A 19,605-nucleotide genomic window follows, 5' to 3' on the forward strand; every position below is an offset into this window, starting at 1 on the left:
TAGACCTGCTGACCCAGCCTTTTTGCCCACCAGGAGGGGCTGGAAGTGAAGTTGTCACCTACTGAGATGAAATAGGTCCCCAGCTCCTGACTGCCGTGGAGCGACTTGAGCTGCTTGGGGAACAGCAGCACGGCCAAAAAGGTCAGGGTGGTCAGCAGCAAGTAGCGGTCGGTGACCAGACTGGCCAGCAGGGTGGCGGCCACCCCCTGCGGCTCACCGAAGACGCCTTTGAGGACATCCGACAGGCCAAAGGCGACAGCCACCAGGGCTATACCAGCGGCCAAGGAGGTGGCAATATCAGCCAGCGAAATCTCCTTCGGCTTCCAGTAGTCGGCGGCTGGACTGAGGGCTGTTCCCTCAGCGGCCCGCTGGTCCACTGCGTCCTGATAGGGACTGCCCCAGCGCCGCCGGACCCAGCCGGACGCCGCCAGCGTGATCAGAATGACGAAATACAGCGCCATCATCAGGTTGTCGGCCACGATGGTGGACGCCACCATGGCCTCGGAAGGGTTGAGGCGGGCCGTCATGGCCGCAAAGTTGACTCCTCCCCCGGTATAGGAAGCGGCAATGGTCGCTGCAATCTTGTCGAGTTCGGGAATGGCACCGCGCAGCAGCAGATAGCCCAGGATGGCTCCCAGCGCTGTCCCCACCGAGCTGATCAGAAATAGCCCCAGCAGGCGGCGGCTTTCCCGGAAGACGGAATGCAGGTCAATCTGGAACAGCAGCAGCGGAATCGCTAGGGGGACGACGTAGGACCAGACGGCGTCATACACCGGAGAGCTGGTTGGGACCAGGCCCAGATTGGAGGCGGCAAGGGCAATGAGCAGGGCGATGACCGCTCCAGGAATCCGGGCCGCCCAGCTCGCCTTTTGCTCCAGCAAGATGGCCGCTGTCGCCGCAATCATCACAAAAGCTCCCAGCAGCAGGACATTTTCGGGTGGAATGAGGGTATTCACAGAGGTAACCGTCCTTTCTTTGGGCCGAAGCCTACCAGACAGGTGGGGCCATGAGCCGTCTGACATTCAAGCTGTCTGGGTTGCGATACGGACCAGTTTACGGCTTAGGATTGCCCGTCCGGCAGAGTGGACACGGTAGGGGATTCGCTCTGAACGTGCCTCTAGCGCGGCACAAACTGGCACAGCCTGAGCCAATCAGGCAACCAAGAAACAAAGCCCAGTAGAGCGTGGTGGACTCTGACAGTCACGGCCACGCTCTACTGGCTACTGGGTTTTCGTTCTAGGTCTGGGAGACCGTTCTAGGAAGGCTGTGCTGGGACAGGTGGCCCGCTCAGGGCAGGGGAACCTTCAGGCCGTGGCGGCCAGCGAACTGGGCTGGGCCGGGAGAGAAAAGCTCATGGCCTGGATGTTGTACATCTCGGCGTAGGTGGCCCCGGAACGCATCAGCTCGGCGTGCTGCCCGCGCTCGATGATGTGGCCCTGCTCCAGCACGATGATCTGATCGGCGCGGGAGGCCGTATTCATGCGGTGCGTGATGAGGATAGAGATTTTGCCGCTCTTGTGCTGTTCCATGCCGGTGATGATGTTCTCTTCGGCATGTGAATCCAGGGCGGACGTAGGCTCATCGAGGATGTAGAGAGACGCTTTCTTGTAGTACATCCGGGCCAGAGCGATGCGCTGCCACTGTCCTCCAGACAGCTGGACGCCGTCGGTAAAGGTGCGGCCCAGCATATTGCTGAACTGCTTGGGCAGCTTTTCGAGAAAGAGGTTGGCGCCAGAGATACGGCTGGACAGCTCCAGGTTTGCAGCGTTGACAGGCGACCCGGCGGTGATGTTCTCGGACGCTGCCAGGTGATACTGGCCGAAATCTTGGAAGATGGCGCTGATGTGGTGCTGAAGGCTGGAGCGGCTGTAGCGGCTGATGTCTTTGCCGTTGAAGCGGATGGTGCCTGAGGTCGGGCTGTACAGGCAGGTCAGCAGCTTGATCAGGGTGGATTTGCCCGCGCCGTTCTCGCCCACGATGGCTACCACTTCGCCTCTGGTGGCCCGGAAAGAGATGTCGCTGAGCACACGCCGGTCCGTCAGGGGGTAGGTAAAGGAGACACGGTCAAATTCGATGTCGTGAATCTCTCCTTGCCACAGCTCGCCTTGATCGGGGTCGCGGTACTCCAGGTCGGTGAAGGCGAAGAACTGCTCCATATACAGCAGGTTCTCGTGCGATTTGGCGAAAAAGTTGGCCAGCGCGGTGAACTGGGCTTGCAGCTGGGTAATGCCGCCTGTCAGGAACATAAAGTCCCCCACGGTAATGCTCTGCTCCACCACCCGCTTGAGAATGAGCAGGGTGGCTCCCCCCGTGAACAGGGTGGACAAGGTGGCCGTAATGCTGTGCGCCGCCGTCCGGTTCCTGATCAGCGCTGTGAGCGCTTGTCTGTACCGGCCGTAATGCTCCTGCCAGCGCTGCATCAGGTGGTTTGCCATCGGGAAGATTCGCAGTTCCTTGACGGCCTGGTCTGAGGTCATCACCGCAGCCAGATAGCCCTGCATCCGCGCACTTTCGGTAAAGGCCACATCCACATCCAGGGACGACTTGTTGTAATAGAACGACACCCAGGCCAAAGGCACTGCCGCCGCCAGCAGCAGCAGGGCGATGGTGCCGCCCAGTTTGAGCAAAATGGCCGTCAATGTGAGCAGAGTAATGAGGGTCTGGATCAGCGTAATCGCCTGCACCATGGCACTCAGCGGGCGCATGCCCACATCACTCAGGGCGCGCTTGATGCTGTTGTGAACGTCAGCATCTTCAAATTGCGGCACTTCCAGGCGGGTCGCCTTGTGCAGAATCAGGCGGGTGCAGTGTTGCTTCAGATCTTCGGCCAGCAGCTCTGTCGCGGCCTGCGAGATATGGCTGACCAGCGCGAATCCGCCCAGGGCGACGACCTGCAAGCCCAACGCAGACACCAGCATGGTCCAGGGGTCTCCGGCGGCGGTGCCCTGCAACACCGCAGCGACGGTGTCCAGCAGCATTTTGGCCACGTACAGGTTGACCACCGGTGCCAGGGCGCGCAGCAGCGTGAGCAGGATCACCCAGAAGCTCATCCTTGAATTGGCGGCCCAGACAAGCTGAAGCGTCCTGGCATAGAGCTGAAGCTGCTGGCGCAGTGAGGTCAAAAGTGTCATGCTTGCCCCCCGTAATGGAAGATCACTTTGCCGAGCCGCTCACGGTTCTCGAAAGTGCGCTCCAGAAAGAATTTTTCCTGACCTTCGCCAAAAACGCTGTCAATCAAGATGGTCAGTTTTCCCTGGCGGTAATCGTCCAGTGCCGCTTCCAGGTCCCGGGTTTCGCCCAGGCAGTTGAAGTGCAGCTCGATATTGTTCACGATGCCCTGCCCAATGAGGTCGTACAGCAGGGTTCGGTGCGGGGCCTGATAGTCGTAGTCGTGCTTGACCTGGTTCAGAAATCCGCAGGTCACGTAGCGCCCCCCGGGCCGCAGCGCAGGCAAGGCAATACCCGCATTCATATCCATAAACGGGTCCAGAACAGCGCAGAAGCCCCCAATTTCCTGGGCCCTGCTGCGTAGCCTTTCTTCGGTGTGGTCGCTGACTGGAATGAAGGCGGCTCCGTACTGCGCGGCAATCTCGGCGGCCTTGGTGGAGGAGGAGCAGAGCGTCATTTCGATGCCCCGGGCGTGGAGCGCCCCCAGGATGAACAGCGACGTGTTCGAAGTGGCGGACATGATCAGCACATGGTCTCCCCGCTGAAGCCGCGCCTTGCGGACCATCGAGTAAGCTGTCTGAGCGCCGAGCGAAAAGCCCGCAGCGGTCAGCGAGTCCATGCAGTCTGGCACCCGCAGCAGCTGCTCCTGGGGATAAATCTGGTACTCCAAAGAGGCGTTGTTGGTGACCACGCCTAGGCTCTGGGCCTGCACGAATTGGTTGCCAATATAGGCGTTGTTGCCAAGCACCCGGTCCCCTGGTTTCAGTCCCTGGACCTCTGGTCCCGTGGCCTGCACGGTGCCGCAGAACTCGGAGCCGATGGGCCAAAGGCAAGTGTCCGGATTGCCCAGATAGGCTTCCAGCAGTAGGCCCTGGTCGCGGTAATTGCAGGAGAAGGCTTCTGTCCTCACCAGCACCTGCCGCCCCCGCAGTTGGTCAGGGCGTGGCTGCGCCGCAGGCATGGGCACCAAGGCGCACTGAAGGTCAATATCTTTGATGGTCAGGGGTTTGACGTTCAGGTGAGGGTGAAGGGCCTGGGCCTGATGTCCAACGATAGCGAGTGTTCTCATGCGTGTACCTCCGGCTGGACGCCTGAGTGGCCGGCCCACTGGGCCGAGAAGCTGAGCGGATGAATGCCTTGGGGCAGGTGGTGCTTGAAGCCCTGGTGCGATTTCAGCAGCAGGTGCAGTGCCCGGAACTCCTGCAAGCGGTCCAGTTGTGCGCGGTTGGCGTGCATATGCGTCAGGCTGGTCAGCAGCACCGCTGCTTTGTCGGGGGCCGTGGCCGGGTCGTACTGCTGGTGCAGGGTAGGCACCAGGGGAGCCAGGCGCTCCCGGAGACGCTCCACGCCGTATGCGCCAGCGGAGCCGTCACTGGGATAGAAGAGCGCCAACTCTTGCCACAGCAGCTTGCGGAACCGGCGGACGTCCTCGCTGAGCAATTTCTCCAGTTGCTCGGCACTCATTGAGCTGGGCACGAATTCAGCGCGGTAGCCTTCGCAGGCAGTTTCGAGCACCCACTGCCGTTCCCTGGCTCCGTAGCTCAGGCTGTGCAGCAGCACGTCGAGCGTGGCCGCGATGTAGGGAATCCGCTGATCACCTGTGGGGAGGCCACGCGAGAGGCACTCCACCAGCCAGGCACTGTCCGCCGCAAAAATCTGCTCATTGAGCCGGATGCCGGACTCGCCGCCGTAGCGCTCCAGTTCTCTTTCGTAACTGGCAATCTCCACGCGGGTCAGCAGGCCAGCCGCATGCAGGGCCGCGACCTCTTCCAAGAGGATATAAGCCAGGCGCGTGAATGCTTCGCCTTCACCCAATATGCGCCAGCGCAGATGATGCTCGGGGTCCGCGTACCGAATAAAGAACCAGTCGTCCTGCGGCAAGCCAAGCGGGAACTCCTGCGTGGTCAGCATTCGGGCGCGCAGGGCAGCAATCACATCGTCCTGCATGTCCTGGGGACCGTACAGCTTGAGGTAGACGGCTCCCTGGAAGGGCAGCACCCAGCGTTCAGCGTCAGCAGGGGTTTCGGCAAAGCCGGTAGGAACAGCTGGCAGCTCAGGGCGCCCCAGATCAAACGAAATGATGTACTGGGCGGCATGCTGGCCCTGCGGTGAGTGGACAGAGAACTGGCCGAAGGTGACCAGGGCTTCGGACAAGGTGGCCGACTCCTTGCGGACAATTTGGGCCAGCAACTGCACGCAGAGGTCATTGTCGAGGTCCAGCAGCAGCTGATTGTCTCCGCTTCCGGCGTGCACAAAGCGCGGGATGTTGCGGCTCTGGCGCTCCTCCTGCAAGGCTGCGCCAAAGTCTGGGGATTCTTTGATGTCTTTGCTCAGCTGCCAGCGGGCGGGAGAAATCACCACCCGGCCATAGGTGACGCGCGGCAGGCTACGGAGCTCTTCGGCTTCTTCCCAGCTCCAGTAAGGCGGGTGGGATGCGTAGGACTGGCTGACTTCCTGAAGGAACCGCACAGGGTTCGGGGCCAGCTCAGGGTTGAGCACATGAGGCGTGCGGAACAGCAGCTGGACACCCCGGCTCCGTGAGCGCAGATAGAACTTTCCTCCTTGTACCCCCACCATGATGTCGTTCAGCGGCACATGCTGCTCAAAAGGCACGCCGGGCGTGCAGGCCACCGCCGTCTGATGCTGATAAATCGGTGCGTGAATGGCAACATTGTTGGCATGGCCCGCGCTTTCGGCGTAGACCAGGTCGCTGACAATGAGATGGTCCGCTGCTTCTTCCGCTGCCGCCCGCGCCTGCCAGTGACGGTGCAGCTCGGGTTCGATGTGCGTGAAGCGCCCGAAGGTGTTGGCCCCTGGACCACTGATGCCGTCAATAACGAGCAGTTCCTGGCCGCCAGCGTAGCCGTACCGCATAAACACGTCCACGCTCTCTGGGAGCGGCACCGCCTCACTGGGGTCTTCGGGGAAGAGCTGCTGAAGGTCTACGGCGCCGCCCTCGCCCGCTGCGGCCAGCACCTTGAACAGGTGCGTGCGTTCGGTGTGCGGCCTAAAGGTGCGCGGTGAGGCGGGGTTGTGGTAGCCCGCAGGTGCGCCCAGGCCGTACTGAGGATCAAGCATCTCCAGCAGCGGCACTTCGCGGTTGCCATAGCGGGTCAAAAAGTCGTCGGCGTAGGCCGAAAGGCGTGTCTGGGCAGGCGAGGGCAGGATACGGCACAAAGCGGTGATGGCTTCTTTGATCTCGCTGTAGTCCTGCTGACTAAAGGAACCCGCTGCCTTGAGCCGGGTGTCCACCTGCAGATGCTGCTGAGCTTGCCCCTCGGCAAATTCCAGGGCGCTGAGAATGTCCCGCAGGTGCTGCTCGCCGCCGCCGATGGGTGAACTGCTATACAGGCGGGTTTTTTCGAGCAGGTCATCCATCTTGCGGACCTGGTCTGCTGGCGCGCCCTGCGCATGGTTCCTGAGGTACGCCAGGGGGTCGGTCTCTGTCAGGGGCGGGCGCAGATCGCTCAAAAGCAGCTGCTCTTTGAAGAGGTGCAGCGTAAAAACTTTGATGTTTTCCCGTGGGACATCCGGGTATTCGCTCGCCAGCTGATCAATCAAGTGCGCGAGGGGCACTGGGGCCTGGGCCAGTTCCAAAATGCGTTCGACCACGGGCGTGGTCCGGATGGACAGCTGCTGGCTTTCACGGCCTTGGCCATAGGTGTCCTGGTACGGCAGGCGCAGGCGTCCGCTGACGCGGTAAGCGGTGGGATTGCTGTACACCGTGAGCTGCTCTGCTGGCGCAGCCAAGTCCTCAAAGGATTTCACCATCTTCCAGACTTCCTGGGCGTCGATGCGCAGCGTCTTGGTGTGCTCGGCCTGACCGGCGATGCTCACGGCTGTGCTCTCGCCCAGAGGCAGGTGGCTTACGCCCGCAAACAGGCCAAATGGGGTGCAGCGCGTCGTCGCCCGAAAGAGGTAGCGGGTGACTCCCATGAACAGGCTGTCGCGGCGCTTTTCGGCAAAGCTGCTGTCCAGGAGCCTCAGTTCGCCTGCGAGCGTGGGCGAGGCGATGGTCAGCGCTTCCATAAAGGCGGTGTCCTCGCGCAGCTGTTCGAGTTGGGCGGTGCGGTCTGCGGTATCAGAGAGAAATGCTTCTAGATAATTGACCGGAAACAGGGGCGTGCGGAGCATGACGGCTGGGGCAAGGCCAAGTTCAATCGTGGTGTGCATAGGGTCTCCTCATGGCTTTCGAATTGAGGTTGAATCGGGCTTGAATCGGGTCTACATAGAATTTGAATCGGGCTTAAAAAATGAAACTGAGCTCAAAGAATGAAAAGAATGAATGGAGCAAATTTACGCAGGTGCGCTGAGGGCGCTGAGTTCGTAGGCATTGATCTTGGACAGGGTGGAGCGTTGGTAGTTCTGTGCTTGCCGCAGGCCTTCGCGCCGGTAGTGCTCGGCTTCGCCCGCCTGCCCCAGCTGCTGCGCCAAGCGCATCTGAAGCAGCTGCCAGGTGCCCTGGGCTTTGAGAAGGCGCGTTCCAGCTTTGGTGCAGCGGTGCATGACGGCTTGGAGCTGCGGCCCCGTCAGGTTCGGGCGGGCCAGGGCAGCGTACGCGTGGGCCAGGTCCTGCTGGGCTTCGGGTAATTCTGCCGACGCCTGCACCATCTGGCTGGCGTAGTAGGCCGCTTGGCGCAGGTCGCCCTGGCCCTGGCTGCTCTGATAAAGCGCCAGCGCGAACAGGTAGCTGTTTACGTCGCGGCCCAGCGCCTGGGCTTTGACCCTCGCCAGGACTGCGGGCGAGAGCTCGCCGTCCGCCATCAGATTGCTGAAAACACCGATGGCCAGGGCGCTGGTGTCCCGCTCAGCGCCGCTGAATTTGAGAATGGAGTCGCCGTCAGTGAAAAACAGCCCCCGTTCAAAAGTCGGGACCAGGTTCAGCAGCCCGATGGCGGCATTGGCGGCACTAAAGACAAAGAGGGCAGCCAGCAAGGCCGCAGGCCAAGCTGGGGTGCTGAGCGTAAGCGCCAGATAAGAGGCAGCCGCCAGGGTCAGGTTCACCAGGGGACCGGCCAGGGAAATAGAGCGCATGGCCTGCGCCTCAATGGCGCGGTCTTCCAGCGAGAGAATGACCTGTCCACCGTCGGGGCGGTAGCTGCTGAGATAAGCTTTTGCCCCGCCGCGCAGATCAACCTTGAATGGGCCAATGCTCATTCCCCTGACACGTGCGCCTGCTTGACGTGCGGCGGCGGCGTGGCCCAGCTCATGGACAAAGACAAGCACCGGCAGGAAGAGGGCCAAGCAGACCAGGGCCTGAAGACCAGTAAACGCCAGGTCGTCGAAGCGGTTGTAGGGCAGGGTGGCCAGCAGAATCAGCCCCCCGATGCGGCCTGTCCTCAACAAAGGCCGCGCCACTTTGGCGACCCACGAAGAGGAGGTGGTAAGTCCAAGTTGTGTCAGCATAATGAGCCCTCCAAGAGTGTTGACTTGGCCAGCAGAGTAGCCCCCGCTCAGAGACGGCCTAGAGACACGTTCATGCCCCCCCAAAACATCTCAGGGACAGCGCGATATGCTGGGCACATCTGGGGAGGAATCATGGAACATACTCAACGGTGGCGTCTGGGCGTGCGTGTGCCGCGTCCTCTGCGACACGAGCTCTCACGTTTACCTCTACTGTCCACGTTGGAGCAGGCCAGCGAAGCCAAGCTGATTGCCCTGATGGCTCCGTCTGGGTATGGCAAGACCATCTTGCTGGCGCAATATGCCCGCGTATCACAGCGCAGTTGCAGCTGGCTTTCGCTATCGGGCGAAATGGCTGACCCCCTGATCCTGGCCCGCGCCCTGGCCTTCAGCTTGCAAACCACCTTGCCGGATCTGAAGCTCAGCAGATTTGAGCGCACGCTTCAGGACGCCGCCTACAGCCAGGACATGGCCGTTGCACTGGCTGAGGACCTGGTAGATACGCCTGACAACCTGCGAATCATTCTGGATCAGGCGCAGTACCTCTCCAAAACGAGCGGCGAGTGGCTGGAAACCTTCCTAGAGTGTTTGCCTGAAGGACACCAACTCCTGCTGGGCGGCTATGAAGGACTGCCTGTGAACCTCAGCCGCCTGGCTTTCAGAGACGAGCTGATGATCCTGGGAGCCAGCCAGTTGGCCTTTACGCCGCAGGAGTCCACGGCCTATCTCTCCGCCAGAGGACTCGAAAAAGAGCATGAGCAGCTGCACGACTCTCTGGAAGGCTGGCCAGCGGGCATGGCGCTGGTCAGTGCTCAGGCCAAGGAATACCTGTCCCCGGCGGAACTGATTCGGGGCCTGATAGAGCAGCTGCCGGGTGAATGGCGGGACCGGTTCAACCAGGTCGGCCCTCTGTCCATCTGGAGCGAAGAACGTGCGCGGCAAATAGGCGCGGACCTGCCTCCCGGTTGGCTGGAGTACGCCGCCCGCATAGGACTGCCCCTGGCTCCCCTGGGCCAAGGAGACTACAAGCCGCACCGCCTGCTCCTCAAGGAGCTCAAGAAAGACCTGGCAAAGACGCCAGTTGCCCCCGCCCTCTTCGCGGCAACAGGGCGACTGCTGGAAGCCGAACAAGACTTGTACAGTGCCCTGGACGCCTACAGAAAAGCTGGGGCCTGTGCAGAAGAACACCGCGTGCTTTATCAGCTCCTGTTTGACCTGACCCAGCGTTCGGAACATGCGGTGGCGGCGGAGCTCCTGGAGCCGTATGCCTGGCAGGAGTTGCCGCCCCAGATTCAGGGACTGATGATGAGCATCTATAGCCGCCTGCACCGCACGGCGGAAGTTGCCGAAATGGTTGAGCGTTTGAGCCAAAGCGGCCACGACAACCCTGCAGTTGCCAAAGCTTTGGCCGAGTGGGAAACCGATCAGGGGAACTACGCGGTGGCCCTCCAAAGGGCGCAGCAAGGACTGGAACGTCCGCTGCTCTCTGGCTATGACTGGACCATTCGCCTTCACAATGCTCAGCTGCGTGCGCTGTGGCTTGGGGGCGACATCGAGCAGGCCTGGGTGCAGGCACAAGCGGGAATTCAGCGTATTCAGTCGGATGACCCCGTGGCACTGGCCCAGCTGTACCACTTTGCGGCGATTATCGCGGCGGTGGCCTGGCAACCTGAGGCGGCAGTGGACTATGGCCGGCAGGCTTTTCAGCTGTACCGGGATGCGGGGGCGCTGCACGGTATGGCGCTGGTGTCCTGGGAAGTGATGAACGGCCTGGTACTTCAGGGACGCTACGAAGAAGCTTGGGCGGCCTACCGCGAGGTGCAGCAGGTGATTGGGGGTCATCCCCATGCCTTTCAGTGGGAGCAGGCTCACCTGCTTGAGCTGGTCGCCGACCTGCACTTGTGGAACCTGGAACTGACAGAAGCGGCCCAGACACTCGAAACTCTGGCCCTTCAGACCCAGCCGAAACGGCAAGATATTTATGAGCGGGCATCGCTCAAACGGTATGAAGTGGACCTCCGTTTGGGTACTTGGAGCCCTCAGACTGACCCTTGGCCCGCGGTTGGAGAGAGTGATTATGGTCTGCTTTGGCGGGGCATGATGCTCCTGCTTAGCGGCGAAACGGAGCAGGCGCGGCAATCTCTAGAGCAGGCCGTAGACCGCCTTGATGGGGCAGAGCTGCTGCGGGCTCAGGCTTTGTTGGCGGAAGCCGAGCTGCAAGAGGGCCGGGAGGGAGCCAGCGTGCAATGTGTCCGTGAACTGAGCGCCAAATTGGGAGGGATCAGTCTGCTCCAAGCGGATATGCCCTACATGCCGCAGCTGGCACAGGTGCTGGGGGGCCTGGGTGGCGGGAAAGCCCAGCCTGCGCCTGTCCGTATCCCTCAGGCCCGTGAGCCGCAGGGAGGCCACCTCAAGATTATGGGCGACCACTTCTCCCTGAGCTTTGGCGGCGAAGAGCACACCCTCTCGCACAAGCGCGGACGTGAACTGCTGATCCTGCTGGCAACGCGGGGCGCGTCCTCCCGTGACATGCTGGTTGACGCCATGTGGGATGGTGACGCCGATCCCAAGAACATTGACTACTTCAAAGTCATCGTTCGCCGTTTGCGCCACCAGCTGAGCCAGATTCTAAATACAGCGGAAGACCCGTTGCCATTCCGCCAAGGGGTGTATCAGCTGGGCAGCAGCATGGTCTGGCAAACGGACTATGGAGAACTGCGACAAGCCGTAGAACAAAAAGACCAAGAAGCGGTGGCTGCTCTCTTGGAGCACTGTACCAACCGCTTCTTGGAAAGTATTGGGGAGGAATGGGCCGAGGAATTAAGGTTGGAAATACAAGATTTGATAGAAGAGGCAGCGCTCTGGATTTCTAATGAAGATGAATCAAATACACTGGGCTTAGAGGCCTTGGTCAGACTTGACTCCATGAATCCTATGTACTATGAAGGATTAATAGAAAGACTCAAAAAATTGGAAAAATCCGATAAAGCGAGAATTTATTACAAAAAATATTTGAGAATGATGGTCAGTGAAGACTTGGGTAAGCCTCAAGAGTATGACCTAATTTGACTGACTTTGAAGATTGCTGAGGCCCTCCAGAGAGGAAAACATCTTGATTCTGTCGGGCCCACGGAGTGTGCTTGAAAATCTCGTGATTTCTGAGTGTTGCTGCTGCACTTGTTCAAAACTGATGTTGGTATCGCAGTACCCATTCCGGAGCAGCACTTCATTGATTTGCGCCAAGTAGTATTCCCTCAGCGTCGCCGTGTACTTTTCCAAAATGATCTCCGTTGCGCTTCGGTACTTCAGTCAGGCTTAGGGGTGTGGCTGAGCGGGTGGCTGAGCCGGTGGGCGGTCTGGAACGGGCGGCTTAGGCAGATCAAGCTGATCAATCGGACGCCCGCTTTGTTGTACGGCTACGGCAGCTTCGGCAGCAGCGTGAGGGGCGGTACAGGCTAGGGCGGTAATAACGAGAGCAATGATTTTTTTCATGTCTTTTTCTCCTTTGGTATGACTCTAGTTTCCGGCAGGGGACACGGCGGAGACAGGCCAGATGGTGCGGCAGAGACGAGGGAGACAGCGGCGTGTGCCTGCAGCGAATTCAGGGGTCCGGGTATGCTGTTTGGGGCTGCGAATATCCCCTCTGGGCCGGGCGAAAAGCTACACCGAACCGGAGTGGCCTCTGGGCGACACGCCGTCTGCTGCGCTCTACGCTGCGCCTATGACTACACTGGGTCTATGACCCAACCTGTGCAGTCCCATCTAGATGAAGTGAGCCGCTGGCTGGCCGAGCGCCCGGTGCTGGACCTCGGCAGTACGGACCTGGCCTCCGTGGCGGTGGTGGCGGTGGACATTCTCAATGGCTTTGCGCGTGAGGGTGCCCTGGCCAGCCCCCGCGTAGAAGGCATCATCGGGCCCAGCGCCCGCCTGATTGCGCAGGGGCTAGAAGCTGGGTTGCCTGCCGCCCATATCGGCATGATGGCCGACGCCCACCCGGCAGATGCTGAGGAGTTCCGGGCCTATCCGCCTCACTGCGTGCAGGGCACCTCTGAAGCCGAGTGGGTGACTGAGTTGCTGGACCTGCCGGCAGCGGGCAAATTTTCCTACTTTTATAAGAACTCCATTGCCAGTCACCACACGCCGGAACTGGAGCGCTGGCTGGAAAGCACTGCGCCGCAGACCCTGATCGTGATCGGGGACGTGACCGACCTGTGCCTGTATAGCCTGGGCCTGCACTTGCTGACGCGCTCACAGCACCGGGGCCTGGGTCAGCGAATCGTGCTGCCCGCCAACTGTGCCCAGACCTGGGACGCTCCTGACCATCCTGCCGACCTGTATCACTCTCTGTTTCTCTATCAGCTGGCCCGCACGGGTGCTGAAGTGGTCTCAGAGGTGCGCTGGCCCGTAGCCCAATCAGGCTGAATCGGGCAGGCTGAACTAGGCAGGTCGTTTGGGGCGGCGCTGACTCCGCAGCCCCGCCCGCATGGTCCTGAGTCCAGGGCCACATTTCCCTGGACTCCCCGTCGGCGGTGGAAAGTTCGGGGCCCAGTCCAGCTGAGCGGCGGTGCAGGTGATTGACTTGCTGGGCGCAGGTTCTTTAGTGTGGCCTCTCATCGCCGAACCCGCGCAGTTCGGAGACGAGAGGCTGAGCGCAAGGGAGCCACACTGTCATGACTGAACATTTCGCACAGACGCCGCAGGCGGGCCGTACCTTGGGCAGTGCCCTGATTATTGCTGGAACCACCATCGGAGCGGGGATGCTGGCCATGCCCCTGACCTCAGCAGGCATGGGTTTTGGCCTGACCACGCTGGCCCTGCTCAGCATGTGGGCACTTTCCGCGTACACAGCGCTGCAATTTGCCGAGGTCTACCGTCACCACTCGCCGCATGAGGGGCTGGCCAGTCTGGCGGGGCACTACTTCGGTCCGGCTGGGAAGTGGGCCGTGACCGTCATCCTGCTGCTGTTCATGTACGCGATTTCAGCGGCCTATGTCAGTGGGGGCGGCAGCCTGCTCAGTGGCCTGATGCCTCTGGGTAGTGCTGGCGGCAGCGTCCTGTATGCGCTGCTGGTGGCGGCGGCTGTGCTGCTGGGCACCCGCAGCGTTGATGGGCTGACGCGGGTTTTGTTCGTCCTCAAGCTGGCGGTCTTTGGGCTGATTCTGGCGGTGGTGTTGCCGCGCACTGCTCCCCAGCTGCTCCTGACGGCACCGCAGCAAACGGCCCTTTATTTTTCGGCCTTGCCGGTCTTTTTCACGGCATTTGGCTTTCATGCCGTGATGCCGAGCGTGACCGAGTATCTGGGGGGAAAGCAGCGCGAACTGCGCCGCGCCATCCTGTGGGGAACCGGGCTGCCGCTGGCGGTCTACCTGCTGTGGCAGCTCGCCATTCATGGCCTGATTCCGCAGGCTGAGCTGCTGCGAGTGGGTGACCTGGAGCAGCTCAGCGCTGCAGTCGGTCAGGCCACTGGGAGCGCTGCACTTAGCCAGGGCGTGCGGGCATTTTCCGGGTTGGCCCTGACCACTTCAGTGCTGGGGGTCGGGCTGGCGCTGCTGCACTCGCTGCGCGATGTGCTGGGTGCCCGCCTTCCGGCGCGGGGCAGCTGGCTCTGGCTGGGCCTGCTGACCTTCGTGCCGCCTACCGTCCTGGCGACCCTCTACCCCCAGGGATTTGTGGCGCTGCTGGGGTACGCTGGCCTGCTGGCGGTGCTGTATACCGTGCTGTTGCCGGGGCTGCTGGTGCTGCGGGCCCACCGTCAGCGGCCCACTGAGGCGCGGTTGCCTGGCGGCCCGCTGGCAGTCTGGCTGTCGCTGGCCGCCGGGGTCGCCATCATCCTGATTCCGCTGCTGACGCAAGCTGGCCTCCTTCCCAAAGTGCAGGGCTAAACGCTTGTAGCCAACATCTGGGCATGGCTGCAAGCCAAAGCCGCCGGAATGCACCCGGCGGCTTTGGCTTGGGCCGCTGCTCAGGGAAGGACTGGCAGCTTCTCGTACACCTTTTTGCTGCTGCCGTTGTCGAAGCTGAGGTTGGCCGTCACGTTGATTGAGGTATAGCGGCGTTCGGGGCGGGCGCGGACATTGAGCGGCAGGTTGAAGATCAGGCGGTTGCCCTCGGTGCGGTGCAGAATCGGGCCGCTACCGCCGGCCTGCCAGACATCGCGGGTGTTCAGCTGCAACTTGCCGCTGCGGCCAGCCTCTACATATTCCAGCTCATAGGTAAACGTCGCGCTCACTGGTTTGGCCCCGTTGGGCACCGTCTCAATCACCAGTTGGCAGCGGTGGGTCTGACCGGCGCGCAATTGCGTGCGGACGGCACCACTGGCAGTATCGGTGCAGGTGGTGAAGTACCACTGCGTAAACTTGGGCGCTTCCCCGCTGCGAGTGCCTCCCGGGGCGGACACGCGGCCCACTGGCGCGGCGGCAGGCGTTCCCTGGCCTTGCTGACAGCGGTTCACAGCGTTCCAGGCCACCTTGAAGCCGTCGGCTGGGAAAGTGTAGGTCAGGGTCTGGCGGCCCACGCTGGGGTCGCGGTCCAGCCGAATCACGACCCGCTCGCCCCGGAACAGGCCAGCGGCCATTTCACGGGTGATGCCTTCAGGGAAGCCGACGGCGGAGGGATGGGTTTCACCATGCAAAGTGGTGGGGTACAGAGCGTCACCGTAGATGAACTGCGGCGCACTGGAGCCAACGCGCACAGTAGCAGTAGGCAGAAGCAAATTTTCAGGGTCCAACAGAGGGTTCTTACTATCGAGAACGCTCCACAGTCCAGGTTCAGAACCATCTGCACACTTGAATGTCAGACTGGTTCGCCCGGTCAGGTCGTTCACCTCATCCACGATCACCATGCCTGTGTTCACATCAGTAATAGGGTCGCTGGACGCCGAGTAGTAGGTCCAGGTGCCGGGGACGCGTTCTGCGGCCTGAGCGGCGGGAGTCAGACTCAGGGCGAGGGAAGCCAGCAGCAGAGCAGTCTTTTTCATAGGGTCTCCTGAGAAGTGAAGTGGTTTCTCTCAGAGTAGATTCATCTTGGATGCGTGGCAAGCCAATTTGCGGTGGTGCTCGGCTGGGCTGGGCAAATGGTTTAGACTGCCCGCCAATGTCGTTGCCTGAAGACCACTCCGCCATTCCCAGCGCCGACCCTGCCACGCCGCAGCCCTCCGACGATACCGGCACCGAGCTGCGTGCCCTGGTGCGCCTGGCGGGGCCAGTGGTGCTTTCGCAGTTTGCGGCGAATGCCCTGACCCTGGTCAGCACCGCAGTGATTGGCCGACTCGGCCAGGGAGAATTGGCAGCAGCGGCGTATGGCAGCGCCATCTATTACCTGTTTTTCGTGGCGCTGAGTGGCGTGATGCTGGCGGTGGCTCCCCGCGCCGCAGCGGCGTATGGTGCGGGTGACCGGCAAGGCGTCACCCGCGCCCTACATGCCGGTTTCCGGCTGGCACTGCTGCTTGCTGGGGTGATGCTCCCGTTCACCTATCTGCTGTCTACGCAGCTGTGGCGTTTTGCTCCGCCCGAGCTGGACACGGCCCTGGTCGCCAGCTACCTGCGAATCTACGCGCTCGGCATGCCAGCAGTGCTGCTGTTTACGGCGCTGCGGGGGGCGATGGAAGCCACCGGGCAACCGGCGGTGGTCACGCGGGTGGCCGCCCTGGGCGTGCTGACCGTGGCTCTGGTGTCACCGGCCCTGGCGTTTGGCTGGGGACCGCTGCTGTCACTGGGACTGGCCGGAGCGGCGACGGCCTCAGCGCTGGCGGCCTGGGTCATGTTCCTGACCTTGCTGCCGCAGGTGCTGCGCCGCACAGAGCCGCTGGCATCAAGCACTGCGATGGGGCCAGAAGTGCGCAGCCTCTTTACACTGGGCTGGCCTATTGGCCTGACCCTGGGGGCAGAAGCCGCCATGTTCAGTGTGGTGTCGCTGCTGATGGGCAATTTTGGCAATCAGGCCCTGGCCGCGCACAACGTGGCCTTTCAGATTATTACGGCCCTGTTCATGATTCCGCTGGGACTGGCCACGGCCACCAGCATCCGGGTGGCGCTGGCGGCGGGTGCGGGTCGGCCCCGGCTGGCGCGGCGGGCGGGCCTGCTGGGAATTGGGCTGGCGGCAGGGGTGATGCTGCTGTTTGCCCTACTCGAAACCCTGATGCCAAAGCAGTTTATCGGCATCTTCGTCAATACAGGTGATCCGGCCAATGCGGCCCTGATGGCCACCACAGTCAGCCTGCTGTCCATTGCCGCGCTGTTTCAGGTGGTGGATGGAGTACAGGTCAGTGCCAATGCCTCTTTGCGGGGCCTGCAAGACACCCGCGTGCCGCTGCTGCTGTCACTGACCAGCTTCTGGGTGCTGGGAATGCCGGTGGGTTACGTGTTGGCCTTTGTGCTGGAGATGGGGCCCCGGGGCCTGTGGTACGGCCTGCTGGTGGGTCTCTTGGCGGCAGCGATTTTGCAGCTGACACGCTTTTTGCGCCTCACCGCCCGCATGAAACGCCGCAAGGACGCTGGCGAACTTTCAACGTGAAAGGGCTGGCGTTAGGCCCGCTCCTGCGGATTCCGGGTGGCCCAGAGGTGCTCTAAAGCCCCGCAGCCGCAGCGCATTGCTCATGACAAAGACGCTGCTCAGGCCCATTGCTGCGGCGGCCAGAACCGGCGAGAGACTCAGGCCCCAGCGGGTGAAGAGTCCGGCGGCCACCGGAATCAGCAGGACGTTGTAGGCAAAAGCCCAGAACAGATTCATGCGAATGTTGCGGAGTGTGGCGGCGCTGAGGGCGGCTGCGTTGGGCACGCCGCGCAGGTCGCCGGACATCAGCAGCACGTCGGCGGTCTGGGCGGCCACGTCGGTGCCGGTGCCCAGAGCCACGCCCACGTCAGCGCGGGCCAGAGCCGGAGCGTCGTTGATGCCGTCGCCCACCATCGCCACCTTCAGCCCCTGGGTCTGCAACTCTTCAATCACGGCGGCCTTGTCGGCGGGCAGCACTTCGGCGCGCACCTCGCTCTGGGGGTCCAGGCCCACCTGCTCAGCGATAGCGCGGGCGGTGGCCCAGCTGTCACCCGTGACCATCATCACCCGGTAGCCCTGGCGGTGCAGCTGCGCGACGGCCTCACGGCTGCCGGGTTTGAGGGGGTCGCTGACGCCCAGCAGCGCGGCTATACTCCCGTCCACCGCCACAAAGACCGGGGTAGCCGCCTGGCTGCCCAGCTCATCAAGTGCTGCGGTCCAGGCATCCATGGGCAGCCCCAGCCGCTCCATGTAGCGCGCTGCGCCCAGCTGAACCGTGTGTCCAGCCACCTCGGCCTCGATGCCGTACCCCGCTTCTGTCTTGACACGGGCAGCCGGGGTCAGGGTCAGACTGCGCTCCTGGGCGGCACTGAGCAGGGCGTGGGCCAGCGGGTGGTCACTGCCGGTCTCGGCACTCGCCGCCAGAGCCAGCACCTGAGTGTCATCCAGCCCGGCGGTAGGGGAAAGGTGCAGCGCCGTGAGAGAGGGCTGCCCAGCGGTGAGCGTACCGGTCTTGTCCAGCGCGACCACATCCACCCGGTGCAGTTCTTCCAGGGCCCGGCCTCCACCGAACAGCACGCCCAGTTCAGCCGCTTTGCCACTGCCCACCATCACGCTGACTGGGGTGGCCAGGCCCATCGCACAGGGACAGGCGATAATCAGCACGGCCACGGCGTGAATCAGCGCCTGAGACACCGCCGCCTCGCCGCCCCACAGCAGCCAGGCCCCAAAGGTCAGAGCGGCAATCACCAGCACCACCGGCACAAAGACGCTGACCACCCGGTCTGCCAGCCCCTGAATCGGGGGCTTCTCGCTCTGCGCCTGTTCGACCAGAGCGACAATCTGCGCCAGCGCTGAGTCTGCGCCCACGCGGGTCGCTTCTACTGTCAGCAGACCAGAGCCGTTCAGTGTGCCGCCAGTCACCTCATCGCCGGGGCCTTTGGAGACCGGCACGCTCTCGCCGGTCAGCATGCTCTCGTCCAGGTACGATTCCCCGCTCACGATCACGCCGTCTACCGGCACTTGCTCGCCGGTGCGGACCTGCACCTGCTGTCCCCGGCGCACACTTTCGGCGGGGACGCGCTGCACCGTTCCTCCTTCCAGCAGCCAGGCTTCGGGCGGACGCAGTTCCAGCAGGGCCCGCATGGCTCCACTGGAGCGGCTCTTGGCGAGGCTTTCCAGGTACTTGCCCAGCAGCACCAGGGTGATCACCACACCGCTCGCCTCAAAGTACACATGCTGGGCAGCGGGCGGCAGCAGGCCGGGGAACAGCGTGACCAGCGCCGAATAGGCAAAAGCGGCGGTGGTCCCGATCATTACCAGCGTGTTCATGTCGGGGCTGCCGTGGCGCAGCGCAGCCCACCCGGAGCGGTAAAAGCGCTGCCCCACCCAGAACTGTACCGGCAGGGCCAGGGCCAGCATGATCCAGTTCAGTGCGCCCTCGCCCACCGTACCCAGCAGCCAGTGGTGCAGCGGCGGATACAGCATCGGCCCCATACTGATCAGAAAGAGCGGCACGGCAAAAGCCGCACTCAGCAGCAGGTCGCGCCTAAGCCCGGCGCTGGCTTGTTGCTGCGGACTCGGCGCGGTGGCTCCTTCAGCGCCGGGCAAGTGGTCCAGCGGTGGCCGCTCGGCTCCGTAGCCAGCGGCTTCAACAGCGCTATACAGGTCCTCTGGGGTCAGCATGGTGGGCGAGTAGCGCACACTTGCCCGCTCGGTGGCGAGGTTCACGCTGGCATCTAGGACACCCGGCGTTTTTTTCAGTGCCCGCTCTACCCGGCCCACGCAGGCGGCGCAGGTCATGCCCGTCACGCCAAAATCGGCAGTCGCAGTGCCGACGCCATAGCCAGCGTCCTGCACCGCCCGAATCAGCTGCTCAGGCGCTACGGTGGCAGGGTCATAGCGCACACTGGCCGCCTCGGTGGCGAGGTTCACACTGGCTGTCTCTACGCCTGGCACTTTGTTCAGGGCACGCTCCACCCGGCTGCTGCACGCGGCGCAGGTCATCCCTTCTACCGCAAACCGCAGTTCTTTTGCTGTCATGGC

General features: G+C 62.4%; 11 protein-coding genes. 4 read left to right on the forward strand and 7 right to left on the reverse strand.

Going from position 1 to position 19,605, the window contains the following annotated elements; genetic code table 11:
• From IE158_RS08765 to IE158_RS08785, 5 genes are all read right to left on the reverse strand, one after another.
• The coding region (locus tag IE158_RS08765; protein ID WP_229839017.1) for a DUF819 family protein at positions 1 to 956 on the reverse strand (956 nt) is incomplete at its 3' end.
• A 348-nt stretch (positions 957 to 1,304) separates the two neighbouring features.
• On the reverse strand, positions 1,305 to 3,131 hold the full coding sequence (locus tag IE158_RS08770) for an ABC transporter ATP-binding protein (protein ID WP_189643288.1): 1,827 nt from the start codon (positions 3,129 to 3,131) through the stop codon (positions 1,305 to 1,307).
• Entirely contained in the window at positions 3,128 to 4,237 is a 1,110-nt protein-coding gene (locus IE158_RS08775; RefSeq protein WP_189643289.1) for a quinone oxidoreductase family protein, read from the reverse strand. Before IE158_RS08775 ends, IE158_RS08770 begins: the two co-directional genes overlap by 4 nt.
• Positions 4,234 to 7,341, reverse strand: coding sequence for a lantibiotic dehydratase (locus IE158_RS08780; RefSeq protein WP_189643290.1), 3,108 nt, complete (start codon positions 7,339 to 7,341; stop codon positions 4,234 to 4,236). The genes IE158_RS08775 and IE158_RS08780 overlap by 4 nt, the downstream gene beginning before the upstream one ends.
• A 123-nt stretch (positions 7,342 to 7,464) precedes the next feature.
• Positions 7,465 to 8,574, reverse strand: a complete 1,110-nt coding sequence (locus IE158_RS08785) for a site-2 protease family protein (protein WP_189643291.1) — start codon at positions 8,572 to 8,574, stop codon at positions 7,465 to 7,467.
• Between the two features lie 132 nt (positions 8,575 to 8,706).
• Here IE158_RS08785 and IE158_RS08790 point away from each other — a divergent pair, with 132 nt between their 5' ends.
• From IE158_RS08790 to IE158_RS08800, 3 genes are all read left to right on the forward strand, one after another.
• On the forward strand, positions 8,707 to 11,640 hold the full coding sequence (locus IE158_RS08790) for an AAA family ATPase (RefSeq protein ID WP_189643292.1): 2,934 nt from the start codon (positions 8,707 to 8,709) through the stop codon (positions 11,638 to 11,640).
• A gap of 669 nt (positions 11,641 to 12,309) precedes the next feature.
• Positions 12,310 to 12,993 (forward strand): cysteine hydrolase family protein, encoded by a 684-nt coding sequence (locus IE158_RS08795; protein WP_189643293.1) that lies wholly within the window; start codon positions 12,310 to 12,312, stop codon positions 12,991 to 12,993.
• A 248-nt stretch (positions 12,994 to 13,241) separates the two neighbouring features.
• On the forward strand, positions 13,242 to 14,453 hold the full coding sequence (locus tag IE158_RS08800) for an aromatic amino acid transport family protein (RefSeq protein ID WP_189643294.1): 1,212 nt from the start codon (positions 13,242 to 13,244) through the stop codon (positions 14,451 to 14,453).
• Positions 14,454 to 14,533: 80 nt separating this feature from the next.
• On the opposite strand, the gene IE158_RS08805 is transcribed toward IE158_RS08800, so the two are convergent.
• Entirely contained in the window at positions 14,534 to 15,547 is a 1,014-nt protein-coding gene (locus IE158_RS08805) for a hypothetical protein (RefSeq protein WP_189643295.1), read from the reverse strand.
• 116 nt (positions 15,548 to 15,663) lie between these two features.
• Here IE158_RS08805 and IE158_RS08810 point away from each other — a divergent pair, with 116 nt between their 5' ends.
• On the forward strand, positions 15,664 to 17,082 hold the full coding sequence (locus IE158_RS08810; protein ID WP_189643296.1) for an MATE family efflux transporter: 1,419 nt from the start codon (positions 15,664 to 15,666) through the stop codon (positions 17,080 to 17,082).
• Here IE158_RS08810 and IE158_RS08815 read toward each other — a convergent pair.
• Entirely contained in the window at positions 17,074 to 19,602 is a 2,529-nt protein-coding gene (locus IE158_RS08815) for a heavy metal translocating P-type ATPase (protein WP_189643297.1), read from the reverse strand. The genes IE158_RS08810 and IE158_RS08815 overlap by 9 nt on opposite strands.
• Positions 19,603 to 19,605 lie beyond the last annotated feature (3 nt).

Origin of the sequence: Deinococcus piscis, assembly GCF_014653275.1 — a bacterium.
In the GTDB taxonomy this organism is placed as follows: Bacteria; Deinococcota; Deinococci; order Deinococcales; family Deinococcaceae; genus Deinococcus; species Deinococcus piscis.